Source organism: Nonomuraea sp. NPDC052129, from assembly GCF_040680095.1.
In the GTDB taxonomy this organism is placed as follows: domain Bacteria; phylum Actinomycetota; class Actinomycetes; order Streptosporangiales; family Streptosporangiaceae; genus Nonomuraea.
The window spans coordinates 191,201-215,035 of the sequence record NZ_JBFAVX010000007.1 but is presented as its reverse complement, the minus strand read 5'-3'; the positions used below and the strand labels follow the sequence as shown (position 1 = coordinate 215,035).

Below are 23,835 nucleotides of genomic sequence, written 5' to 3'. Positions count from 1 at the left end.
CGTGTCGTCGTCAACACCGGCCGGCGGGGGTGTGTTCCTCGCCTCGCTGGTCACGTTGGTTAGCCGGTCTCACGTGGGTGAACACGGCTCACAGGCATCTCGTACGGCACATCCGTACGCGCTCGTCTCCATGCTTTCGGTTGGGGACGGACCGTATCGCTACTGGTTGAGGCTCGAGGCTTACGGCAGGGCGCGGGCGCTCGGGATGTACAGGCGGCTGCCGGGGCGGATGAGCGAGCCGGGCAGGCCGTTCAGCCGCTTGATCTCGGTCACCACCGCTGCGGGGTCGCCCTCGTCGGGAGCCACCGCGTCGGCGATCGTCCAGAGCGAGTCCCCCTCGTGGACGGTCACCCAGGGCAGGCCCGCGTGACTCGGCACGACAGGCGCCGCGGACGCCTGGCCGACCGCGCGGGTGCCGAGCCAGAAGCCGCCCAGGGACAGCAGAGCCATGGCCATCACCAGTACGGCCCGCCCCCGTCGCGTGAGCCGTACGGGAGGATTACGCCGCCCCCGTCGAGCGACGCCGGCCTGCCTCCTGGACAGATGGGTCCGATCGGCGGGCAGACCGCCCTTGCGCCGGGGACGGCGCGTGTACGAGCCCGGCACCTCACGGACCCGGCCGCCGGAACGACCGGCCACTTCCCGAGCCGGGCCCCCGACACGCCCACCCACACCCCGAGACCGCGCACCGTACCGGCCGCCCGCCCGGCGCGAGCGCCCCTCCGACCGGCTCTCTGCCTCACGGGACCGAGCGCCCGCATCGCGCAGAGGGCTCTCCGCGCGGCCGTCGCTCGCCCGAACCGACGAGTTCCCGAACTCCACCGATCGCCCGACTTCCGCCGAGCCTGCGGGCTCCACTGGGCGCCCGGTCGCGTCCGTGGGTCGCACACTTCCATCAGACCGCGGTGTGTCGTCGGAGTCAGGGCGTGGCGCGGGCACCAGCCACAGAAGCGGTCTTCCCTGTGCTGCGGCCCGACGACTGAGAGGCCCTCTGCCGGCCGATCCGCCCCTCGTACGTTCGCCCCCTCCCCCCGGCCGGCCGCCGCTGCCGTATTCGGGACGACCCCCGCCCCCGCGTGCAGGCCGCGCCCCGCCTTCCCTGCCGAAACGGCCTCCGTCTCCACTCTCGCGAACGCTCCCGCCCCCAGTCCGCGAACGACCCGCACCCCCGGTTCGGGAACGAGCCCCGCCCGCTATCCCGAGACGGCCTTCCGGCCCCGGAACAGCGAACCCCGGGCCGCCAGACCCCGAACCGGTCGATCCCGGACCAGCGGACCCCGTGCCGACGGTCCCCGGACCGTCAGGCGCCGGGCCAACAAACCCCGGACCGGCGGACCCCGGAGCCCGGTTGTCGGAGTTGTCACGGGTAAGCGGGGGTTCGCGATCTGGCCGGTCGGCGGAATCGCCGCCCCGACAACCATCCCCCTGGTCGTCACCCGTGTTGCCGCCCCCCGCCACCGGTCGCCGGGTGGCGTCTGCCAGGAGGGTGAGTCGCTTGACGTCGTCGCTGGTCGCATCTGTGATGGTGGTCGCTCGCATGTGTGACCTCCCAGCCGTCCCGGCCCGAAAAAAAGACCCAATAAAGATCGGCAAATCGAACACGGTGTCGATCGAACTCCCGTACGATGTTGTACACCACGCTGCCAACAATTTCGAGGAAGACTCGAACAATTGTTTGAAGATGATCTTCAACAGCGATACGGTCGCTGTGTGCGACACGAAGACCACGGACCGGGAGATTCGCCGGTGAGGCGGGCCGCCGGGCGAGGAGGCAGATCATGAGCGATCGGGATGACACCAACGGGGTCAGTGACCTCGCGGTGCGTCGGCGTGACTCCCTGGGACTGACGCCCAGGCAACGCAAGATCCTCGAGGTGATTCGCGACTCGGTCCAACAGCGGGGCTACCCGCCCTCCATGCGCGAGATCGGCGAGGCCGTGCAACTGACGAGCACGTCCAGCGTGTCGCACCAGTTGACGGCGTTGCAGCGCAAGGGCTACCTGAGACGCGACCCCCACCGGCCCCGCGCGCTCGAGGTTCGCCTGCCCGGCGAGCCCGCGCTCTGGGTCGATCCCGACGCCGCCAACGAGTCCGACGCCCCGGTGAACAGGCCCACGGCCGCCTATGTGCCGCTGGTCGGCCGGATCGCCGCTGGTGGCCCGATCCTCGCCGAGGAGAGCGTCGAAGACGTCTTCGCCCTGCCCAAGCAGTTGGTCGGCGAAGGCACCCTCTTCCTCTTGCAGGTCGCCGGCGATTCGATGATCGACGCCGCCATCGCCGACGGCGACTGGGTCGTCGTCCGCCAGCAGCCGGTCGCGGAGAGCGGCGACATCGTGGCGGCCATGATCGAGGGCGAGGCTACGGTGAAGACGTTCAAGCGCAAGGACGGCCACGTCTGGCTGGTGCCGCACAACGCCAACTACGACCCGATCCCCGGTGACGAGGCCAGCGTCCTGGGCAAGGTCGTAGCGGTCCTCCGCCGCCTCTAGCACCGCACGCATGTCCGGGCGTATGGCAGGGTGATGCGCCAGACGTACGCCATCGGCTCCGTACGCATGCAACAGAGGGCATGGCAGGCAACACACCTGCCATGCCCTCTGTTCGTGTCCTCTTGAGGAGTACGGTCATCAGCCATTCGGGCCAGACCACCGGCCTCAAGACAGGGACCAGATCGTAGGTTGCCGGTCTCCGCGACCGACTGCCGGCGGAGATCGGCGTACCAAAAGAGACATCTGACCGAAGGTGAAGTCGCCTGGCCAAATGAGACGGGCTGGCCAGAACAGCGGTGGTTTCTAGAATGGCCGCGTGACCGACACAAAGCGGGCAGAAGACCTCAAGGCAACACACGACGGATTCAAGTGGGCCAAAGCCGCTCCCGGTGTCATCCCCGCCTGGATCGCCGACATGGACCTCCCCACCGCCCCAGAAGTCGTCAACGCCCTCCAACGGCGGGCCCAAGGTGACCTCGGCTACCCCACCTGGCTGGACAATCCCCGCTGTGGCCCCCTGGCTGAGGCGTTCGTTGAGCGGATGGCCGGTCGGTACGGCTGGGAGCCGGAGCTTGAGTATGTGCGGAGTTATTCCGACATCAACCAAGCGCTTCAAGTGCTCCTCCACGTATGGACGCGCCCAGGCGACGGCGTGGCCGTGCACACCCCCGCCTATCCCCCGTTCCTCGGCACGCTGGAGACCATGAACCGGCCGCTGCATCCCCTCCAGCTGATCGCCGACGGGGACTCGTGGCGGTTTGAGGTGCCTGATCTGTCCCCGTGCAAGGTGTTGCTGCTGGTCAACCCGCACAATCCCACAGGTCGGGTCTTCACCCGCGAGGAGCTGACCGAGCTGGCGGAGCACGTCGAGCGTCATGACCTGCTCGTCATCTCCGACGAGATCCACGCCGACCTCGCGTACGCCCCCAACCAGCACATCCCGTTCGCCACCATCCTGCCTGAGCGGACCGTCACGCTCACCTCTGCCACCAAGGCGTTCAATCTTGGCGGCATCCGGTGCTCGGTCGCCCACATCGGATCGCCGGAGCTGCGTAAGGCTCTGGACGCGCAGCCGCCCTTCGTGTTCGGCTCGGCCAATCTGTTCGGGGTGGAGGCGACGGTGGCGGCCTGGCGGCACGGCGACGCCTGGCTTGAGGAGACCCGCGCCCTGTTGGACAGGAACCGCCGGACGATCGCCGACCGGCTGCCCGAGGGGATTGGCTACCGCATCCCGGAGGCCACCTACCTGGCCTGGCTCGACTACGGCCGCCCAGGCGTACAGGAAACGCTCGAACGTGACGCGAAGGTCATGCTGAGCGATGGCGCCACGTTCGGGCCCGGCGGCGCGCACTGTGTACGGCTGAACTTCGCCACCACCGAGCCCATCCTGACCGAGATCCTGGACCGCATCACACAAACAGGCTAGAAGCGAGGGAAGTCCGTTTCCTCGACCCCCGCCGGCCCGGCGCCCACCGAGTCCTTCTTCAAGGACTCTCCCGCCAGGTACTCCAACCGCGCGGTGATAGCCCCCTGAATCAGTACAAGGGCGAGCGACAACCGCCACCCCACCTTGATGCTCGCCAGCCGAGCAGCCGGGTTGACGGACGCGACCAGGCGCAGCGCCGCGATCACCCCCAGCTCGCCCATGGTCGTCCAGAACGCGTACGAGTGCAGCCGGTTCAGCTGCTTCACCGCGTCCTGCAACCCGACGGCCCGGCCCGCGGCGTAGTCGGCGAGCTGGACACCCGCGGTGACGAAGTCTCGTAACTTCTGGTCGGCCACGTCCTTGGCGCCGCCGTGCCATGCTGCCGCCAGTGCCTCCAGCTTCATCGGGTCCCCGGCCCCGAAGATCTCGCCCAGGGAGTTGGCGGCGTGGCGCCAGGCCGCGATGGCCTCGTCGACCTTGTCGTCGTTCCAGGTCACGGTGGCCAGCCAGAGCATGAGCCCGGTCGCAGCCGTGATCGACATCGTGGCGGCGACCTTGAGCATGGACAGCGTGCGCTGGCTCAGGTTCGCCATCTTCGCCGCCTCGGCCGACAGGTTCGCGAGCCCGGCGGCCGAGCCGCGCTGGAGGTAGGAGGACGCCTCCGCCAGCCGGACGAGGGTCACGCCGGTGGTGCCGAGCGACGTGAGGCCATATCCCAGGCCGTTCCGGACTTCCGACTCCGGCGAAGGTGCCTTCCCGCGTACGAGAGGCTGCCGGCGGCCGCCAACGGCGAGGACCGCGCGCATGACGTCATTGGAGGCCCGCACATACCCGTCGGCGGTGAGCTTCAGGTTGCGCGAGATACCCTCGGCCGACTCCACACCGCGCCGCGCCCGGCCGTTGAACTCGTCACTGGCCTGGTTGTGGCGATCTCTCGCCGCACCACCGGCCATGCCGAACGTCCCCAAGGGGAGCTCTGGAACGGCGAGCTTTTCCAGGGCCTTCCGGATGTCCTGGGCATTCAGCCCGGTTTCCCGGATACCGCTCTGACGATAGGCGAGAGGATCCACCGCCTTACGCCTGAAGAAAGGAGATAGCGACCACGCCCTGCCCAGCGGCGTCACTCTGGCGATACGCGAGGGACTTCATGGGATCAAGCGTCTTCCGCTCTCTGTGTTTACGTGAGTAAAACGGACATCAGCGTAGCCTCGTCGCCTGCTGGCCGAGGCCGGAAGGCGATCTGGTGGAAGCCGATACCGCGTCCGTCCGGCGAGCCGGGCGGACCGTGGTTGAGAACCGCGTTGTCGGGGCCTGACCCCGCATTCCTGGAGAGAGTGCGGCTCTTGGGCCACCGCCCCGCCGGACGCTGTCCCGTCGGTGCGGACACCAATGGGGGCGGGGACCGAACGCCAGTCAGGCACCCGGCTGTGACTGAACATTGCCATCTGATTACCTTCAGTCGCGGTCGATCAGAAACCAACCACAGTTCTTCTGGCAACCACCAGCTGGCACAGCGAGCGCCGACAACAGTTCTTACTCTGCCGACAGGATCCGCTCCGATCATCATCGGAGCGGATCCCGTGATGAGTCCGTTATGTCGCGAGCGAGGTCAGTAACGCCGCGAGGTCATGTCGCCAGCGGCGGCAGGTCCGGAGGTGTGGCCGCCGGGTGCTCGGCCAGGGCGGCGAGCGCGAGTTCGACCGCCTTCTCCAGCTGCGGATCGCGCCCCGCCACCCGGTCCTGCGGCGTGATGACCACCTCGATGTCGGGGTCGACGCCGTAGTTCTCCACGCCCCAGCCCGGCCCGGCCAGCCAGAACGAGTAGCGGGGCTGGGTCACCACCGTCCCGTCCACCAGCGAGTAGCGCGAGTCGATGCCGATCACCCCACCCCACGTCCGGGTGCCCACCAGCGGACCGATCTTCCGGTTCTTGATGCCCGCGCTGACGATGTCGCCGTCCGAGCCCGCGAACTCGTCGGTGACGGCCACGATCGGGCCGCGCGGCGAGTCCTCTGGGTAGCGCATCGGCTCGTAGCCGCGGGCGTGGTTCCAGCCGGTGACCCGGCGTGACAGCTTCTCCAGCACGAGCTCGGAGGTGTGCCCGCCGCCGTTCTCGCGTACGTCCACGACCAGCCCCTCGCGGGCCATCTCCGTACGCAGGTCGCGATGGAACTGCGCCCACCCCGAGGCCACCATGTCGGGCACGTGCAGGTAGCCGAGCCGCCCGTCCGACGCCTGCCGGACGAAGGCCCGGCGGCCCTCCACCCAGTCGTGGTAGCGCAGCTGCGTCTCGTCCGAGATCGGGGTGACCACCACCCGGCGCGTCTCGCCGCCCGACGCCGGTCGTACGGTCAGCTCAATGGGCTGGCCGGCCGTGCCGGACAGAGAGGCGAGCGGGCCGCGTACGGGATCGACGGGCCGTCCGCCCACCGCCACGATCGCGTCGCCCGCGCGCACGGCGACGCCCGGCGCGAGCAGCGGCGAGCGCGCGTCGTGGTCGGACGACTCGCCGGGCAGGATCCGTTCGACGCGCCAGACGCCTTCCGCGTCGCGGACGATGTCGGCGCCGAGCAGGCCCTGACGCCGCCGCGAGTCGTAGCCCCCGCCGACGGGCCGGGCGTAGGCGTGCGAGGTGCCCAGCTCGCCCTGTACCTCCCAGAGCAGGTCGATGAGCTCGGAGTAGGCGCCTATCCGGTCGACCAGCGGCGCGTAGCGGTCGAGGGCGCCCTGCCAGTCGACGCCGTTCATGTCCGCGCGCCAGAAGTGGTCGCGCATCAACCGGCCGGCCTCGGCATAGCCCTGCCGCCACTCGGCGACCGGGTCGATCTGGACCGTGATCCGGTCGAGGTCGATGGTGACGACCTCGTCGCCCTCGCCGCTGGTGCGGGTCTGCAGGCCGTTCTTGCCGTTGAGGACGAGCCTGCTGCCGTCGCCGCTCACCTCGAAGGCGCGCGTCTCCCTGCCGAGCTCGGCCTTGGCGCGCTTCTTGAGGTCGTAGCGTTCGAGGACGGTCTCGCCGGTCGGCTCCGTGCCGTCGCCGAGCAACCCGGCCATCGGGTGGCGTAGCCAGAGCAGGGCGTCCTTGGCGGTGCGCAGGTTGCGGTAGTGCGCGGCGGGCACGGGCACCGGCACCACGCGCGAGGCCAGCCCTTCGAGGTCAACCTCGGTACGCGGCGGCTCGGCGTCCTTCTTGTCCGAGTTCTTCTTCTCATCCGAAGCAGAGGACGAGGACGAGGCGGGCTTGTCGTCCTCGCCGTTGAACCCGCGCCCCTGCAGGCTTGGGTCGAACGGCGAGGGCGTCGTAGCCTGCAACGGCACCAGGTACGGCCGGCAGCCCGCCGGGAACGACAGGTCGAACACGTGCGCGTCGTAGATCGGATCGAAGGTCCGTACCGACAGGAACGCCAGATGCTTTCCGTCCCTGGTGAAGACCGGGTCGAAGTCGACGAATCGCAGCGGCGTCACGTCGATGACGGAGGTCCCGTCGAGGCGGCCCATCCTGATCTGCGACAGCCGCTCGTCGTGCGGGTGCACCCACGCCAGCCAGGACGAGTCGGGCGAGAACGTCAGCCCGCTGATGTCCCCCTGCGTCGTGCGATCCAGCTCCCGGACATTTCCGGATTCGAGGTCGATGACCAGCAGCCGCCCGTCGTGCGTGGCCACGGCCGCGTGCTTGCCGTTGGGTGCGGCGGCCAACTGGAGCACCCGGCCGAGCTCGCCCGCGGCCAGCGTACGGATCTCGCCGCCGGGCGTACCGATCTCCAGGCCGTCCTCACCGCTGGCGTCCGAGACCCAGACCGCCCGGCCGTCGGCGTCGAGCGCCCGCGGCAACCGTACCCGGACGCCCGGCTCCACCCGCAACGCGCCCGCGGGCCCGTCTCGGTGAGTCACCCAGTGGGCGGTGCCGCGGATCTCGACCGCACTCGCCCGCCCGGTCTCGTCCGGCGAGAACCCGCCGACGCGGGCCGGCGCCGGTCGCCGCGCGCGAGCCGGACGCGGCCCGCCGAGCTTGACCTCCAGCTTGTACGGCTCTGCGTCCAGGCTCTCCAGCAGCCACAGATCGCCGGCGTGGCTGTAGATCACCCGCTCCCCGTCGGTCGAGGCGTGGCGGGCGTAGAACTCGTCGTGCCCGGTGTGCTTGCGCAGGTCGGAGCCGTCGGGCAGGGCCGAGTACACATTGCCGGTGCCGTCGATGTCGGCCAGGAACGCGATGCGATCACCCGCCCACATGACCGACCAGTACTGCGCGTCGCTGTCGGCGAACAGCCGGGCGAACTCGCCGTTCCCCTCGGCGTCGACCCAGAGCTTGCCGGCCGTACCTCCCCGGTAGCGCTTCCAATGTGACGGCTCGCGGTAGACCGGCGACACGGTCGCGACCCGGTCGCCGCTGACGGCGGCCTCGCTCACCCACCCGTACGGCAGGCGCGCCGCCGGGCCGCCGTCCAGCGGCACCGCGTACGCCCACGTCCTGGAGCGCGAGCTCTCTCCCGTCGCGCTGACCGCGAGCACATCCCCGCCGGCGGTCCACCCGCGCGCGCCGGTCGTCGCGCTGCCCCAGTGGGTCAGCCGCTCGCCCTCGGCCCCGTCGAGCTCGGCGGCGAACACTTCGGGCGGTCCCTCCCGATGGCCGGTCCACGCGATGCGGGCGCCGTCGGGCGAGAACCTGGGGTACGACACGGGTGTACGGTCAGCGGTGAACCGCCAGGCCCGTCCGCCCGCCACGGGAGCCAGCCAGACATCGTCGTCGGCGACGAAGGTGACCAGGTCACCGTGCAGGTGTGGAAATCTCAGGTATGCGCCAGTTGTCACAGCTGCACACTAGTGCGCGTCCGGCCGCGAAGTCCGCCCTTGAAGTCTTGGTCAAGGCCGCCGCCGAGCAGAGTGTGACAGATGGTGATGGGGCAGAAGCCGTACGTGACGTCATTTCTGGAGAAAACGTGAGGATTCTCGCCCGCCCCCACCAGTGGCCGCCCCGCATCGCGGCGGGCGCGTACATCCTGGACTCCGGGCTGACCCTGGCTCAGGCCGACCGCGAGGCCGCCACCGGCGTGCACGGCATGGCGGCCACGGCCTTCCCGTTCCTTCGCCGGCAGGATCCCGAGACGTTCGTGCGGCTGCTGTCGAAGTCGCAGATCGCGGTCGGATCGGCGCTGCTGCTCCCGGTGGTGCCGTCGCTGCTCGCGGGGGCGGCGCTCACCGCGTTCGCCGGCGGGCTGCTCGCCTTCTACGTCAAGACCCCCGGGCTGCGCCAGGACGGCACCCTGCGCCCCTCTCAAGAGGGCGTCTCGGTCGCCAAGGACGTCTGGCTGATGGGCATCGGGCTGGGCCTGGTGGTGGAGGAACTGACCCAACGTTGATCTCCGGCGCCTGGTAACTAACGTGTGCAAGCCCGGGTAGTCGGCACACCATGGCAGAAATCGGCTACACCTTGATGTGCGAGCAGACTCCGGCCCGGCAACTGGTGGACGACGCGGCCACCGCCGAACGGACCGGATTCGATTACGCGGTCATCTCCGACCACTACTTCCCATGGCTTGAGGAGCAGGGTCACGCGCCCTACGCCTGGTCGGTCCTGGGCGCGGCGGCGAACGCCACCGAACACCTGCCCCTCATGACGTACGTGACGTGCCCGCTGATGCGCTACCACCCAGCCGTGGTCGCGCAGAAGGCCGCCACGATGGGCGTGCTCAGCCAGGGCCGGTTCACGCTGGGGCTGGGCTCCGGCGAGAACCTGAACGAGCACGTGATCGGCGAAGGCTGGCCACCGGTCAACACCCGGCACCGGATGCTGCGCGAGGCCGTCCAGATCATCAAGAAGCTGTTCTCCGGCGAGTACGTCACCTACCAGGGCGAGTTCTACGATGTGGACTCGGCCAAGCTCTATGACCTGCCCGAGCGCCGGATCCCGATCGGGGTCGCCGCCTCCGGTGGGCAGTCGGCGGACCTGGCCGCCGAGTTCGGCGACCTGCTGATCGTCAACGAGCCGATGCCGGAGGTGGTGGACCAGTTCAACGCGCTCGGCGGGTCGGGCAAGCCGGTGTACGGCCAGCTGGCCATCTCGTACGACACCGACGCCGAGGCGGCCAAGGAACGGGCCCACGAGCTGTGGCGCTGGTCGGCGGCCGGGTGGAAGGTGATGGCCGAGCTGCCGGGGCCGGTCAACTTCGGCGCCTACGCCGACTACGTACGGCCCGAGGACGTCGCCGGCAGCGTGCCGTGCGGCGACGACGTGGACGCGGTGGTCGAGGCGGTCCGGAAGTACACCGACGCCGGGTTCACGCACGTCGCGCTCGTCCAGATCGGCCACGACCAGCAGCAGCCCTTCTTCGGCTGGGCCGAGAAGGAGCTGCTGCCCGCGCTGCGCCGCCTCTGACTCGCGGCGCCGTCTCTGAGTCCGACAGGAGTCCGGCGGGTCACTCGTCAGGGGACGATGTTGACCAGCTTCGGCGCCCGCACGATCACCTTGCGCGGCTCGCCCGTCAGGTAGGAGCGGACCTTCTCCGAGCCCAGGGCCAGCGCCCTCAGGTCGGCCTCCGAGATGTCGGGCGACACCTCCAGGCGCTCGCGCACCTTGCCGGCCACCTGGACGACGCAGGTCACCGACTCCTGCACCAGCAGCGCCGGGTCGGCGGTGGGCCAGCCGGCCCGGCTGACGCCGCCCTCGTGCCCCAGACGCTCCCAGCCCTCCTCGGCGGTGTAGGGCGCCACCAGTGACAGCATGACGGCCAGCGTCTCGGCCGCCTCGCGGACCGCCGGGTCGGCGGCGCCGGGACCGGAGTCGATGGCCTTGCGGGCCGCCGAGGTCAGCTCCATCATGCGCGCGATCGCCACGTTGAAGCGCTGGGACTCCACCAGTCTGGTGACCTCGTCGATCGCGTGGTGCGTGGCCCGGCGCAGCTCGACGTCGCCGCCCTCGAACGACACGCCGGGCTCGGCGGCCACCTCGTCCATCACGCGGAAGGCGCGGGCCAGGAACTTCTGCGACGCGGCCGGCGACATGTCGGCCCAGTCGATGTCCTCCTCGGGCGGCCCGGCGAACAGCATGGTCAGGCGGACCGCGTCGACTCCGAAGTCGTCGATCTGCTTGCCCAGGTCCACGCCGTTGCCCAAGGTCTTCGACATGGCCTTGCCGCCGTTGATCACCTGGCCCTGGTTCAGCATGCGCAGGAACGGCTCGGTGAAGTCGAGCATGCCCATGTCGTGCAGGACCTTGGTGAAGAAGCGCGAGTAGAGCAGGTGCAGCACCGCGTGCTCGATGCCGCCGACGTACTGGTCGATCGGGCCCCACTTGCGGACCTGCTCGACGTCGAACGGGCCCTCGGTGTAGCCGGGCGAGGTGTAGCGCAGGTAATACCAGGACGAGTCGACGAAGGTGTCCATCGTGTCGGTGTCGCGCTGGGCCCGGCCGCCACACTTGGGGCACTCGACGTTGACCCAGTCGGTGGCGCTGGCCAACGGGGACACGCCCTTCGGCGCCAGGGCCTCGCCACGCAGGTCGGGCAGCGTGAGCGGCAGCTGGTCGTCGGGTACGGGCACCTCGCCGCAGTCGGGGCAGTGGATGATCGGGATCGGCGTGCCCCAGTAGCGCTGCCGGGACAGCAGCCAGTCGCGCAGCCGGAAGTTGATCGCGCCCGTGCCCCTGCCGTCCGTCTCCAGCACTTCGATGATCTTGGAGATGGCCTCGGTCTTGGTCAGCCCGTCCAGCGGGCCGGAGTTGACCAGCTTGCCCTCGCCCGGCGTGGCCTCGCCGGTCTCGCCGGGGTCGGCCAGGCCGGTGTGCACGACGACCTTCACCGGCAGCCCGAACTTCAGCGCGAAGTCCAGGTCGCGCTGGTCGTGGGCGGGCACGGCCATGATGGCGCCGTGGCCGTAGTCGGACAGCACGTAGTCGGCCGCCCAGACCTGGATGCGCTCGCCGTTGACCGGGTTGATCGCGTAGCGGCCCAGGAAAACGCCGGTCTTGTCCTTGTCGGTGGACAGCCGCTCGATGTCGCTCAGCTTGGCCGACTCGGCCCGGTACGCCTCGAAGGCCGCGCGCTGCTCGTCCGTGACGATCTCGTCGGCCAGCGGCGCGTCCACGGCCACCACGAAGAACGTCGCGCCGAACAGCGTGTCGGGCCGCGTGGTGTAGACGTGGACCGGCTCCTCGCGGCCCTCGATCTCGAACAGCACGTCGGCGCCCTCGGAACGGCCGATCCAGTTGCGCTGCATGGTCAGCAGGCGCTCCGGCCAGCCGTCCAACTGCTGCATGTCGTCCAGCAGTCGCTGCGCGTAGTCAGTGATCTTGAAGTACCACTGCGTCAGCTCACGGCGGATCACGTCGGCGCCGCAGCGCTCGCACTTGCCCGCCACGACCTGCTCGTTGGCCAGCACGGTCTGGTCGTTGGGGCACCAGTTGACCAGGCCGCCCTTACGGTAGGCCAGGCCGCGCTCGAAGAAGCGGATGAACAACCACTGGTTCCAGCGGTAGTAGTCGGGGTCACTGGTGTGCAGGCGGCGCGACCAGTCGAAGGAGATGCCGTAGCGCTTGAACGAGCCGGCCTGCGTCTCGATGTTGGCGTAGGTCCACTCGGCGGGGTGTGCGTTCCGCTTGATGGCGGCGTTCTCGGCCGGCAGGCCGAAGGAGTCCCACCCGATCGGGTGGAGGACGTTGTAGCCCTTCTGGAACCAGAAGCGCGCGACCACGTCGCCGATCGCGAACACCTCGGCATGGCCCATGTGGAGGTCACCGGAAGGATAGGGGAACATGTCCAGCATGTAGCGCCGCTCACGCGTGTCGGCGGCGTCATCGCTGGCCCGGAACGGGTCCTGCTCCTCCCATCGCTGCTGCCACTTGGCCTGCAGCGCCTGCGGGTTGTACTCACTCACGGCGGTTGTCCTTTTGGATTGACTCGGACCCATAAGAAAACCCCTCGTGCGCATGACGAGGGGCAGCCGCGACGGCGAGCTGATCAGAGCCGTCGCGGCCCGCTAAGAAGCAGGGTCGCGGAACGCATAGGTCAAGCCTAGCGCACGTCTTCGGCTGAATGCGGGTCGTCGAGCCGGGTCAGTGGGCACAATGGACTCTTCAGGTCTGGTGAGATCTGATGGTGATGTATCCGTTGTGACCTCTAATGTCCCATTAGAATACTCTCGTCGCCGTGGTGTACCCAGTAGAGCCAGAACGTCCAGATGGTGGCCTGCCCATGCAGGACCCACCGACGGATCCGCACGGCTTCGCGCGTTTTACTGCGGAACCCCTGGTCTCGCGTGAGATCATGCCGGATGCGTTAAATCCGGACATAACCTCGGGAGGTACGGCAGCAATGGCAACGGAGAATTCCGGAGCACCCCATCTGCCACCGTCCTGGCCCGAGGCGCCTAAGCCGGAGGTGCCGACATCCTGGCCCGAGGCGCCCCGGCAGGACGCGGCATGGCCTGACTCTTCACGGGGCGGTGCCGCCCAGTCGTCATGGCCGGACTCGTCGCAGTCCTCGCCGTCGTGGCCCGACCCATCGCAATCCTCACCCTCGTGGCCGGACCCGGCGCAGTCTTCGCCGTCCTGGCCCGACCCCTCACAGTCCTCGCCTTCGTGGCCGGACCCCGCGCAGTCCTCGCCGTCCTGGCCGGATCCGTCGCAGTCCTCGCCGTCGTGGCCCGATCCGTCGCGGCAGGGCTCCGCGCCCTCGCAGGGGTCGCAGCAGTCCTGGCCGGACTCCGGGCCCGCCTGGTCGGACGCCCCGCCATCCTCGGACGCGTGGTCGAACCTCGGCCAGCCTGACAGCCGGCCGCAGTCACGTCCGGGTGACCCGGCCTCCTATGGCCAGGGCTCTCCGGATAATCAGGCCACGGCGTACCACCAGTTCCCGAATCCGCTCGGCGAGCGGGCGTACCCGCCCGCGGACGACCGAGGCGCGCCGCGGTCCGGCTCTCCGCTGGACGGCCCCCGCTCCGGCTCTCCGCTGGACGGCCCCCGCTCCGGCTCCCCGTTGGACGGCCCTCGTTCCGGCTCGCCGCTGGACGGCCCGCAGGGCGGCTCGCCGCTGGACGGCCCGCGAAACGTCACTCCGCTGGACAGCCGGCGCCGTGGCACTCCCCTCGACGAGCGTGCGGTGCCGCGTTCCGCGCCTTCGCCCGACGACCGGCTGGTCGCGTACGGCCAGGTGCCGGTCGGCCAAGCACCGCCTGGCCAAGCACCGCCCGGCCAGCCGCCGATCGGCCACGGGCCAGGTGGCCACGGTCCAGGTGGGCAAGGACCAGGTGGGCAAGGACCAGGTCGCCACGGGCCGGGTGGCCAGCCGCCGGGTGGCCAGCCGCCGGGCGAGCAGCCGCCGACCGGGGAGGACCAGCAGGGCGAGCAGGGCAGGCCGGGCTCTAACCTGAGCCGCGACCCGTCCGACCCGGACCACCGGTTCGTGACGGCCGGTCAGATCAGCGGCTCCCGCACCCCGCCGCCCGAGCGCCAGCAGGAGCTCTGGAACACCGTCTTCGGCGACGACTACCAGGCGATGGGTGAGCCGGAGTCGCTGGACAACCCCGGCAAACCCCTCTGGATCTACGCCCTGGCGGGCTCGGTGGCCATCGCCCTGGTCGGCGCCGTCCTCTGGGCGTTCCTGGCCGGACCGCTGGCCAGCAACACGCCGTCCGCCACCAACACCGCGGCCGCCAAGCCGAGCACGGCGGCCAGCACCGCCCCCACCAAGGCGGCGAGCTCGATCCCCCGCCTGCCGCGGTGGTCCGGCAAGGCCGCCCCGGTGACGGGCATAGTCGCCAACCCCTCGGCCGGCATCACGATCCCGCGCCTCGGCGGCACCTGGCAGCAGGACCAGCGCGCCACCGTCAAGACCACGTACGGCTTCGACACCCGCCAGTACGTGATCACGGGCACCAACAGCTCCGCCCAGATCCTCACCGGCCCGCTCCCGGCCAAGCTGGCGTCCGCGTTCACCAGCGAGGACGACCTGGAGCCGGTGATCAAGCAGGTGGTGCTGAACGCCCGCAAGCGCTTCTTCCCCGAGGGCAACACGGTCAAGAAGATCGCCCAGCAGCCGATCAAGGTCGGGCAGTCCTCGGGCCGGGTCATCGCCTACGCCCTGACCTCGGGCACCGAGAAGGCCACGATCGTCACGGCCGCCATCAACACCGGCAAGGACGTACCGGCGATCGTCTACATGTCGATCCCGTCGACCAGCAAGCAGCTCCTGCCGGACGTCAACACGGTCATCAAGCAGATCAAGGTCACCCCCACCTCCTGACCCTGTCCCCCGGCCCCCGGCATCCCGGGGGTCGGGCAGGCGGTTCTAGAAGGTGCACTCCAGGTGCTTGATGCCGTTGATGAAGCTGGAGTGCAGGCGGTCCGGCTTGCCCGCCTGGATGCCGGGCACCCGGCGGAGCAGTTCCCGGTACATCACCGTGATCTCCCGCCGGGCCAGGTGCGCCCCCAGGCAGAAGTGCGGCCCCGGTCCGCCGAACCCCACGTGCGGGTTGGGTGAGCGGGTGATGTCGAACCGCTCCGGCTCCTCGAAGACGGCCTCGTCGCGGTTGGCAGCCCAGTAGTACAGGACCGCCTTGTCGCCCTTCCGGTACAGGTGGCCGTTCATCTCGTAGTCCCTGGTCACCTTGCGGCGCATGAAGTTCACCGGTGAGGCCAGCCGGACGATCTCCTCCACGGCCCCCGCCGCCCGGCCCTGGACGTCCTCCAGCCACAGCGCCCGCTGGTCGGGGTTGTTGGTGAGCAGGCGCAGGCCGTACGAGATGGCGTTGCGGGTGGTCTCGTTGCCCGCCACCACCAGCAGGATGAAGAACGACCCGAGCTCCTGCGACGTCAGCCGCTCGCCGTCGATGTTGGCGTTGACGAGGGAGGACGTCAGGTCGTTCGTGGGCTGGTCGATGCGGTAGGCGGCCAGGTCCTGGACGAGCCGCTGCAGCTCCATCCCGGCGTTGAGCAGGAGCGGGACCACCTGGGTGACGTCGTCGCCGGTGTATTCGGGGTCGAAGCCGCCCAGGATGACGTTCGAGCGCTCGAAGACGAACTGGTAGTCGCGCTCGGGGATGCCCATCATGTCGCAGATGATCTTCAAGGGCAGGCGGGCGGCGACCTCGGTGACGAAGTCGCAGCCGGAGCCCGTGACCAGCAGGTCGTCCACGATCTTGGCGGCCGCGGTGTCCACGTCCGCCTCGAACTGCTTGATCATCTTGGGCGTGAAGGCCCGGGAGACGATCCGGCGCAGGCGCGCGTGCCGGGGGTCGTCCATGTTGATCATCGAGCCGAAGTATTCGGCGAACTCGGCGGGCATGTCGAGGATGTTCGTGGCCCCGCCGTCGCCCGAGGAGAAGACCTCGGGAGTGCGGCTGGCCTCCAGGATGTCGGCATGCTTGACCAGCGCGTAGTAGCCGGGCCCCTGCGGGGCGAAGTCGACCACGGGCTCGGCGAAGAAGGCCGGCGTATCTCGCTCCCGCAGCCGGTCGAAGGCGGCCCTCCGCTCCGCCATCGGCTTGGCCCAGAAGTCACGGTCCGACAGGTCGAAGTCAAGCACGTCCATGAACACCATCATTCGGATAGCGGCCTATTCACGTCAACGCGATCGAAGTACACCGTACGTCTCCGTGGCCGGGTGCGCGCGGAAAATCGATTGCCTCTGGAAGCGGATGATCTATAGCGTGGGCGCATGAAGTTCTTCTTCTTCCTGCGCTAGCGACCCGCCGGCGGGCCGTGGATGACCCACCGCCGGTGATGCGGGACGGCCGGCCGCCGTCCCGGGTCGCGACGTGGGAGAAGAAGGACACGTGCATACGCTTGCCGTGGCCAGGGCGGTGCGTGGCATCGAGCCCCTGGTGGCCGCGGAGATCCGACGTGCCGGGCTCGGGGTGGTGCGCGGGGTGCGCCACCGTGAGGTGTGGTTCGAGACGGCCGATCCCGGGCCGGAGCTGCTGGGGTTGCGGACGGCCGACGACGTGCTGCTGGTGGCGGCCGTCGTGGAGGGGATCGGGCGCGACAGGGAGGCGCTGGGGCGCCTGGCGCGGGCGGCCCGCGAACTCGACGCCGAAAGCCTGACGAAACTCGCCCACCAGATCACCGGCCGAGCCACCGACCGCCCGTACGGCGTGCGGGGCGGTGGGGTGGAGGTGTCGGCGTCGTTCGTCGGGCGGCGGAACTACAGCCGGTTCGACATCGAGGACGCCGTCGGTGCCGAGCTCGCCCGGCCACTGGGCCTGCCGTATCACTCGCGCCGCGACGGCCGGGTGCCGCCCGAGGGCTCGACGGCGTGGCGGGTCACGGTGGAGGACGGGCAGGCGGTCATCGCCCTGCGGGTGCCCGCCAGACCGCTGCACCGCAGGCCGTACAAGACGGAGTCGATCCCGGGCACGCTGCACCCGCCGGTGGCCGCCGCCATGGCCGGGCTGGCGCGGCTCGACCGCGCCCGCACGGTGCTCGACCCCTGTTGTGGCGCCGGCACCACGCTCATCGAGGCCCGCGCGCTCGCGCCGCACGCGCGCCTGATCGGCTTCGACCACGTCCCGCGTGCCGTCCACATCGCCGCCGCCAACGCCGCCCGCGCCGCAGCCGACGCCATCGCCTGGGGGGTGGCCGATGCGGGGCGGATTCCCCTGTCGGACGGCAGCGTGGACCGGGTTCTGGTGAATCCACCCTGGGACCGTCAGGTCGCCCCGAGCGGACGCCTCCGCCGCGACCCAGGCCGCCTGTGGCGCGAGATCCACCGTGTCCTGGCCGTGGGCGGCACCGTGGTGGCGCTCGTTCCAGAGGCGTGGCGGCCGCCCGGATTCGGGGTGGACAGGGTGATTCATCTCACCCTGTCAGGCCGCCATCCGGTCGTGGCGGTCCTCAGGAGGTCAGCCGGTCGAGGGCGAGCCGGTTGACCTCCGCCCTCTGGAGGCCAGCCGGTCGAGGACGAACCGCTTGACCCCCGCCCTCAGGAGGCCAGCCAGTCGAGGACGAGCCGGTTGACCTCCGCCGGCTTTTCGAGGTGGAGGAAGTGACCCGCGCCGGTCACCTGCTCGGTCCGCGACCCGGCCGGCAGGTGGCTCAGCGCGTCCTTGACCAGGTCGGCCGAGAGGCAGCCGTCCTGGGTCCCGTGCAGGTAGAGGATCGGCCCGGTGGTGGCGGGCTCCGGTGCCGGGTAGCGGCCGGTGGGCGGGGTGGTGCCGAGCATCGCCCGGTAGTAGCCGATGGCCGCCGCCAGGTTCGCCGGTGCGCCGATGCTCTGCCGGACGAACTCCAGGTCCTGCTCGGCGTCGTATCCGGGGGACCAGTCGCGCCAGATGCCCTCGAGGAAGCCGGGGGCCGCGGCGGCCGTCTCGGCCAGGGCGGTCTGGAAGAGGAAGACGTAGAACGAGCGCTTGAGCTGCTCGTAGTCCAGGAACCCGGTCGCCAGGGCGGCCGCCGGCGGCACGGCCATGGCCACGGATCTGCGGAAGCGGTCGGCGGTCGCGTAGACGGGGAACGCGCCCCAGTCGTGACCGATGAGCACCGCGGCGGAGTCGCCACCGAGCTCCTCGTGCAGCGCCCGTACGTCGGCGACGAGCGCGCCGGCCTCGTAGGCGCCGTCGGCGGGGATCTCGGTCGGCGCGTAGCCGCGCAGGAACGGCGCGACCGCGCGGTAGCCACGCTCGGCCAGCGCCGGGAGCAGGTGACGCCAGGTGTGGGCCGTGTCAGGGAAGCCGTGCAGGCACAGGGCCAGCGGCCCCTCCCCTACGGCCAGATACGCGAACTCCACCCCGTTGGCGTGGACTGTTCTGATCTCCATGACTGCGAAACCTAGCAGTCGGCTCTCCGCTGGAGTAGCAATCCGCTCCGCGATCGGAATCAGCCGCCCTCCTCGACCCCCACAGCAGGCAGCCCAGCCCGAACTTGAACCGATCGGGTCGTGATCACTTTGCCGTCCGCTGAGAGGCCGCGATCCCGGTGAGGATGCGGCGCAAGCCGTACGAGAACTGTTCGGCCGGGCTCAGGTCGGCGGACTCGGTCATGCGCGAGACCCGGGGAAACGCACCGCTCTCGATGACCTTGCGCATGTAGGGGGCGACGTCGGCGCGCCACTCGTCCTCGGTCTGACCGGTGCGTCGCTGGGTCTCCTTCTCGGCGAGCTCGCGCATGACCGCGCCGCGCACGTAGTCTCTGATCAGCCCGACGGCCGAGCCCGCGTCGGCGATGTCGGAGGTCAGCGGGGCGGCCGCGGTGAGGGCGTGCTCCAGGCCGCGCAGCCAGTTGGGGCCGAGTGATGGCCGGGTCGCCAGCAGCGGGGCGAGCCAGGTGTGCCGCAGCCACAGCTCGCGCTCGTGGTGGGCGTACGCCTCGAGGTCGGCGCGCCAGTCTCCCGTCAGCGGCACGTGGTGGTCCTGCACCGCGTCGGCCATGAGGTCGAGCAGGTCGTCGCGGCTGTCGACGTAGCGGTAGAGCGAGGTCGTACCGGTCGACAGCTCGGCGGCGACGCGGCGCATCGACAGCGCGTCGAGCCCCTCGGCGTCGGCGATGGCGACGGACGCGTCCACGATGCGCTCCACGCTCAGGGCCTGCCTTTTCGGCTGGTACGGCTCGCGCTCCCAGATAAGCGGCATGGACAGGAGTCTACAGTTGTGGGTACAGTGTTCCCATGAATGGGCACACTGTTTCCACAGATGTTTTGATCGCCGGCGGCGGATCCGTCGGGCTGATGCTCGCGGTGCTGTTGCGCCACCACGGCGTCAAGCCCCTCGTCGTCGAGGAGAAGCCGGAGCTGTCGCACCACCCCAGGGCCAACGGCATCGGGCTGCGGTCGGTGGAGATCCTGCGCGAGGTCGACCTGGAACAAGCGGTCAACGAGGCCGCGGTCGACCTGCGGGCGGGGAAGATCAGGGGGCGCACGCTCGCCGAGGCCGACTTCACCGAAGGCGAGGCGTGGAAGACGAGAGGCGAGGCCGAGTTCACCTACACGCCGGCCCGGATCCGCGGCACCTGCGCGCAGAACCGGTTCGACCGCGTGCTGATCACCAAGGCGGGCGACGTGGAGTTCGGCGTGGCGCTCGACTCGTTCGAGCAGGACTCCGACGGCGTCACGGCGACCCTGTCCGACGGGCGTGTCGTGCGGGCGCGCTATCTGGTAGCGGCCGACGGTGTGCGCAGCCGGGTTCGGCAGATCCTCGGCGTCGGCCTCACCGGTCCCGGTGTGATCGGCCAGGAGACGACGAGCGTCCTGTTCCGCGCTGATCTGCGCCCGTGCAAGCCGTTCGCCATGTGCGACATCGAGCATCCGGACGCGACCGGGCTGCTGGTGACCGTCGACGGCGAACGCGAGTGGGTCTTCCTCACCCGCCTCGACACGGAGCCGACTCCGGAGCTCATCCGCACCGCGCTCGGCGACCCGTCGATCGAGGTGGAGATCCGCAGCGTGCTGACGTTCCGGGGGCGCGGCCAGGTGGCCGATCGCCTCCGCGTCGGGCGGGTCTTCCTGGTGGGCGACGCGGCGCACGCCATCCCTCCGCTGGGCGCGTTCGGGCTGAACACCGGCATCGCCGACGCGCACAATCTGGCGTGGAAGCTCGCGCACACGCTGCGCGGTGAGGCCGGGCCCGAACTGCTGGAGACCTATCACGCGGAGCGCCATCCGGTGGCCCTCATGACGATGCAACAGGCGCTCCTGCGGTTCAACGATCCGTCCCTGCACTGGGGACAGGACATGGCGGAGGCGCGCAAGGCGGCGGGGGCGATCAACGCGCCGGTGGTGCACATGGGCTACCGGTACGGCGGCGCGGAGCTCCCCTCCACCGAGGACGTCGCCCTCGACCTCGACGGGTCGCCGGGATCCCGCCTGCCGCACATGTGGGTGGCCGACGGGGTGTCCACGCTGGATCTCGTGGGATCGCGGTGGTGCGTGCTCACGGCCGATCCCGGCGTGGCGGCCGACGTTCCGGTGCACGTCGTGGACGGCTGGCCGTACGGGACGGTGCTGGTCCGCCCTGACGGGTTCGTGGCCTGGCGCGGCGAGGAGGGCCTGGCCGAGGCCCTCAGAAGGTGTACTTCAGGTGCTTGATCCCGTTGATGAAGTTGGACAGCAGGAAGTCGGGCTCCCCCTCTGACCTGATGCCCGGCAGACGGGTGAACAGCTCGCGGAACATCACGGTCATCTCCCTGCGCGCCAGGTGGGCGCCCAGGCAGAAGTGCGGGCCGGGACCGCCGAAGCCGACGTGCGGGTTCGGATCGCGGGTGATGTCGAACGTGTCGGGGTCCTTGAACACCGTCTCGTCACGGTTGGCCGAGTTGTAGAAGAGCAGGACCTTGTCCCCCTTCTTGTAGCGCATGCCGTTCATCTCATGGTCCCGCGTGAGCGTGCGGCGGAACTGGATCACCGGCGTGGCGTAGCGCACGATCTCGTCGCACGCCTTGGTGACGCGGCCGTCGAAGTCGTCCAGGAGCAGCCGCCGCTGCTCGGGGTGGTCGGTGAAGAGCTTGAGCCCGTACGCGATCGCGTTGCGGGTGGTCTCGCTGCCGGCCACCACCAGCAGGATGAAGAACGAGCCCAGCTCCTGCGAGGTGAGCCGCTCCTCGCCGTTGACCAGCAGGCTGACCAGGTCACCCGTGGGATTCTTGCGCCGCTCGTCGCCCAGGCGGGCGGCGAGCCGGTTCAGGGAGAAGCCGGCGTGCAACAGCTTGGCCAGGCCGCGGGCCACGTTGACGCGGCTGAACTCGGGGTCGATGCCGGTGTACTCGGGGTCGGCGTTGCCGAGGATCACGTTGGTCCGCCGAAGCACCATGTCATGAAATGTCGCCGGAATGCCCATCATGTCGCAGATGACGCGGACCGGGAGGCGGGCGGCGATCTGCGCGACGAAGTCGCCCGGCCCCTCCTCGATCGCCCGGTCCACGATCTCGGCGGCGGCCGTGGCCAGGTCCTCTTCCATCTTGGACAGGATGCGCGGCGTGAACGCCCTGGACACGATCCTGCGCAGCCGGGCGTGCCGCGGGTCGTCCATATTGATCATCGACCCGAAGTACACGGCCAGCCAGCGCGGCATGTCGGGCACGCTGTTGGAACACGGCTCACTGCTGAACACGGCCGCGTTCCTGCTGGCCTCGGTCACGTCCGCGTGGCGCACCAGGGCGTAGTAGCCGGGACCGCCCTTGATGAACGGCACGGCCTGCTCCGTCAGGAACACCGGCTCGTCCAGCTGGCGCAACCGGCGGAAGGCGGCCATGCGCTCGGCCTGGGGCAGCCCCCAGAACACCAGTTGCGAGATGTCCAGGTCACTGGAGAGCGTCATGAACACCAAGCCTTCTGCAAGTATTCACTTACGTCAAGAGCGCTTGGTGATGAGCTCGGCTCCCTTTTCGCCGATCATGATGGCCGGGGCGTGCGTGTGTCCACGGTTGAGGGTCGGCATGATCGACACGTCCACGACCCTGAGCCCGTCGAGGCCGCGTACCTTGAGCTCCGGGTCGACGACCGACTCGGCGTCAGCGCCCATGCGGCAGGTGCCGACCGGGTGGTAGAGGGTCTCGCCGCGCTCGCGTACCCACTGAGCGAGCTCGGTGTCGCTCTCGGGCCCCTGGTAGGGGGCCATCGGGCCGCCCGCGTACTCCTTCATCGCGGTGGTGGCGAAGACCTGCTTGGCCGTCTTCAGCCCGGCGACCAGCCGCTTGACGTCGGCCTCCCGGGTCAGGTAGCCGGGGTCGATCACCACCTCGCGGCCGCTCAGCCCGACCCGGCCGCGGCTCTCCGGCTGCAGCAGCACCACGCCGACGGTCAGCCCGTGGCCGGTCGGCGGCGTGAGGCCGTGGTCGATGAACGGGCCGGGCGCGAAGATCAGCTCGATGTCGGGGGCGGGCTCCTCCGGCGACGTCCTGATGAAGGCCACCGCCTCGCCCACGTTCGTGGTGAGCATGCCGGAGCGCAGCACGATGTAGCGCAGGAGGTTGCCGATCGACTCCGCCTTGGTCAGCGTGACCGGCTGCTTGGACTGCACGTACACACCGGTCGACAGGTGGTCCTGCAGGTTCTTGCCGACCTCGGGCAGGTCCCGCACGACCGTGATGTCCTCGTCGCGCAGCTCGTCGGCCGCGCCGACCCCCGAGCGCATGAGCAGGTATGGGGAGCCGATCGCCCCCGCCGACAAGATGACCTCCCGCTTCGCCCTGATCTGCGCGCCGCCGTCGTGCTCGACGCCGACGGCCCGCGTGCCGTCGAACACCACCCGGTCCACGGTCGCGCCAGTGATCACCGTCAGGTTGGGCCGTTTCAGCACCGGGCGCAGGTACGCGTCGGCGGAGCTCCACCTCCTGCCCCGGTTCTGGGTGACGGGCGTGGCGCTGTAGCCCTCGTTGGAGCGGCCGTTGAGCTCGGCCAGCCGCTGTAATCCGAGCTCGTCGCAGGCTTTGAGGAAGGCCGCGGTGGTGACGTTGGGGCTGCGCAGCTCGGAGATGAACAGCGGCCCGGACGAGCCGTAGACGCCGCCGTTGTTGCTGCCGACGCGGTGCTCGGCCTTGATGAAGTACGGCAGGACGTCGTCGTAGGTCCAGCCCGGGATCCCCCACTGGTCGTAGTCGCGCGCGCAGCCCCGTACCCACATCTGGGCGTTGAGTGAGGACGAGCCGCCGAGCACTCTGCCCCTGGGCCAGTAGAGTTCGCGGCCGGACATCTCGCTCTGCTTGGCGGTGGTGTAGTTCCAGTCGTAGTCGGTCTTGAACAGCTTGGCGAAGCCCGCGGGCATGCGGATCTCCAGCTTGTCGTCCTTGCCGCCCGCCTCGATCAGGGCCACGGACACCCCGGGATCGGCCGACAGCCTGTTGGCCAGCACACACCCCGCCGACCCGGCCCCGACGATCACGTAGTCGTACTCCATGGCCCCTCCCAGGTGTAAGTAATCTGGTACTTGCTTACTCCAGGCGATGTACCGCGTCCATACGCATCTGTAACCGCCCTATGAGGTGACCCTAGGGTGCTTAGTTTG

At 69.8% G+C, this 23,835-nt stretch carries 17 protein-coding genes; 8 read left to right on the top strand and 9 right to left on the bottom strand.

The genetic code is table 11. The annotated features are described in order from the left end of the window. Positions 1–180: 180 nt before the first annotated feature. Positions 181–639: a LysM peptidoglycan-binding domain-containing protein gene (locus tag AB0L53_RS19005; protein WP_363995095.1), complete on the bottom strand. Its 459-nt coding sequence runs from the start codon at positions 637–639 to the stop codon at positions 181–183. A gap of 856 nt (positions 640–1,495) precedes the next feature. Between AB0L53_RS19005 and AB0L53_RS19000 the strand changes: the two genes are divergently transcribed. The 3 genes from AB0L53_RS19000 (at position 1,496) to AB0L53_RS18990 (ending at position 3,915) form a co-directional block, all read left to right on the top strand. Then, complete coding sequence (locus tag AB0L53_RS19000; RefSeq protein WP_358544902.1) at positions 1,496–1,750, top strand: hypothetical protein; 255 nt, start codon at positions 1,496–1,498, stop codon at positions 1,748–1,750. A gap of 28 nt (positions 1,751–1,778) precedes the next feature. After that, a complete protein-coding gene (lexA, locus tag AB0L53_RS18995; RefSeq protein ID WP_363995092.1) occupies positions 1,779–2,489 on the top strand; it encodes a transcriptional repressor LexA in 711 nt (236 codons plus the stop codon). A gap of 316 nt (positions 2,490–2,805) precedes the next feature. Further along, entirely contained in the window at positions 2,806–3,915 is a 1,110-nt protein-coding gene (locus AB0L53_RS18990; protein ID WP_363995089.1) for an aminotransferase class I/II-fold pyridoxal phosphate-dependent enzyme, read from the top strand. On the opposite strand, the gene AB0L53_RS18985 is transcribed toward AB0L53_RS18990, so the two are convergent. Then, the gene (locus AB0L53_RS18985; protein ID WP_363995086.1) at positions 3,912–4,985 is read right to left on the bottom strand and encodes a hypothetical protein; all 1,074 of its coding nucleotides are present in this window, start codon (positions 4,983–4,985) and stop codon (positions 3,912–3,914) included. The genes AB0L53_RS18990 and AB0L53_RS18985 overlap by 4 nt on opposite strands. Before the next feature lie 556 nt (positions 4,986–5,541). Then, positions 5,542–8,724: a PDZ domain-containing protein gene (locus tag AB0L53_RS18980; RefSeq protein ID WP_363995083.1), complete on the bottom strand. Its 3,183-nt coding sequence runs from the start codon at positions 8,722–8,724 to the stop codon at positions 5,542–5,544. A 128-nt stretch (positions 8,725–8,852) separates the two neighbouring features. Here AB0L53_RS18980 and AB0L53_RS18975 point away from each other — a divergent pair, with 128 nt between their 5' ends. Together AB0L53_RS18975 and AB0L53_RS18970 are read left to right on the top strand one after the other, a co-directional pair. Continuing rightward, positions 8,853–9,272, top strand: a complete 420-nt coding sequence (locus AB0L53_RS18975; RefSeq protein ID WP_357940144.1) for a hypothetical protein — start codon at positions 8,853–8,855, stop codon at positions 9,270–9,272. Between the two features lie 50 nt (positions 9,273–9,322). Continuing rightward, positions 9,323–10,288 (top strand): TIGR03557 family F420-dependent LLM class oxidoreductase, encoded by a 966-nt coding sequence (locus tag AB0L53_RS18970; protein WP_363995080.1) that lies wholly within the window; start codon positions 9,323–9,325, stop codon positions 10,286–10,288. A 47-nt stretch (positions 10,289–10,335) separates the two neighbouring features. On the opposite strand, the gene leuS is transcribed toward AB0L53_RS18970, so the two are convergent. Next, a complete protein-coding gene (leuS, locus tag AB0L53_RS18965; RefSeq protein ID WP_363995077.1) occupies positions 10,336–12,816 on the bottom strand; it encodes a leucine--tRNA ligase in 2,481 nt (826 codons plus the stop codon). Between the two features lie 1,067 nt (positions 12,817–13,883). On the opposite strand from leuS, the gene AB0L53_RS18960 reads away from it, so the two are divergent. Then, positions 13,884–15,149, top strand: a complete 1,266-nt coding sequence (locus AB0L53_RS18960; RefSeq protein ID WP_363995074.1) for a hypothetical protein — start codon at positions 13,884–13,886, stop codon at positions 15,147–15,149. 45 nt (positions 15,150–15,194) lie between these two features. Here AB0L53_RS18960 and AB0L53_RS18955 read toward each other — a convergent pair whose 3' ends face one another. Further along, positions 15,195–16,436 carry a cytochrome P450 gene (locus AB0L53_RS18955; protein ID WP_363995071.1) on the bottom strand — a complete coding sequence of 414 codons (1,242 nt, stop codon included), beginning with the start codon at positions 16,434–16,436 and terminating at the stop codon, positions 15,195–15,197. Between the two features lie 244 nt (positions 16,437–16,680). Here AB0L53_RS18955 and AB0L53_RS18950 point away from each other — a divergent pair, with 244 nt between their 5' ends. After that, positions 16,681–17,772, top strand: a complete 1,092-nt coding sequence (locus tag AB0L53_RS18950; protein WP_363995068.1) for a methyltransferase domain-containing protein — start codon at positions 16,681–16,683, stop codon at positions 17,770–17,772. Between the two features lie 53 nt (positions 17,773–17,825). Here AB0L53_RS18950 and AB0L53_RS18945 read toward each other — a convergent pair whose 3' ends face one another. Further along, positions 17,826–18,659, bottom strand: coding sequence for an alpha/beta hydrolase (locus AB0L53_RS18945; protein WP_363995065.1), 834 nt, complete (start codon positions 18,657–18,659; stop codon positions 17,826–17,828). Positions 18,660–18,783: 124 nt separating this feature from the next. Then, entirely contained in the window at positions 18,784–19,470 is a 687-nt protein-coding gene (locus tag AB0L53_RS18940; RefSeq protein WP_363995062.1) for a TetR/AcrR family transcriptional regulator, read from the bottom strand. A 35-nt stretch (positions 19,471–19,505) separates the two neighbouring features. On the opposite strand from AB0L53_RS18940, the gene AB0L53_RS18935 reads away from it, so the two are divergent. Then, on the top strand, positions 19,506–20,921 hold the full coding sequence (locus AB0L53_RS18935) for an FAD-dependent monooxygenase (protein WP_363995059.1): 1,416 nt from the start codon (positions 19,506–19,508) through the stop codon (positions 20,919–20,921). Here AB0L53_RS18935 and AB0L53_RS18930 read toward each other — a convergent pair. Together AB0L53_RS18930 and AB0L53_RS18925 are read right to left on the bottom strand one after the other, a co-directional pair. Continuing rightward, positions 20,896–22,149 (bottom strand): cytochrome P450, encoded by a 1,254-nt coding sequence (locus AB0L53_RS18930; protein ID WP_363995056.1) that lies wholly within the window; start codon positions 22,147–22,149, stop codon positions 20,896–20,898. The genes AB0L53_RS18935 and AB0L53_RS18930 overlap by 26 nt on opposite strands. 33 nt (positions 22,150–22,182) lie before the next feature. Then, the gene (locus AB0L53_RS18925; protein WP_363995053.1) at positions 22,183–23,727 is read right to left on the bottom strand and encodes a GMC family oxidoreductase N-terminal domain-containing protein; all 1,545 of its coding nucleotides are present in this window, start codon (positions 23,725–23,727) and stop codon (positions 22,183–22,185) included. Positions 23,728–23,835 lie beyond the last annotated feature (108 nt).

Coding starts and splice junctions, on each gene's coding strand:
- AB0L53_RS18970 (WP_363995080.1), top strand. CDS start 9,323: ATGGCAGAAATCGGCTACACCTTGATGTGCGAGCAGACTCCGGCCCGG.
- AB0L53_RS18935 (WP_363995059.1), top strand. CDS start 19,506: ATGAATGGGCACACTGTTTCCACAGATGTTTTGATCGCCGGCGGCGGA.
- AB0L53_RS18940 (WP_363995062.1), bottom strand. CDS start 19,470: ATGCCGCTTATCTGGGAGCGCGAGCCGTACCAGCCGAAAAGGCAGGCC.
- AB0L53_RS18930 (WP_363995056.1), bottom strand. CDS start 22,149: ATGACGCTCTCCAGTGACCTGGACATCTCGCAACTGGTGTTCTGGGGG.
- AB0L53_RS18925 (WP_363995053.1), bottom strand. CDS start 23,727: ATGGAGTACGACTACGTGATCGTCGGGGCCGGGTCGGCGGGGTGTGTG.
- AB0L53_RS18955 (WP_363995071.1), bottom strand. CDS start 16,436: ATGGACGTGCTTGACTTCGACCTGTCGGACCGTGACTTCTGGGCCAAG.
- leuS (WP_363995077.1), bottom strand. CDS start 12,816: ATGGGTCCGAGTCAATCCAAAAGGACAACCGCCGTGAGTGAGTACAAC.
- AB0L53_RS18945 (WP_363995065.1), bottom strand. CDS start 18,659: ATGGAGATCAGAACAGTCCACGCCAACGGGGTGGAGTTCGCGTATCTG.
- lexA (WP_363995092.1), top strand. CDS start 1,779: ATGAGCGATCGGGATGACACCAACGGGGTCAGTGACCTCGCGGTGCGT.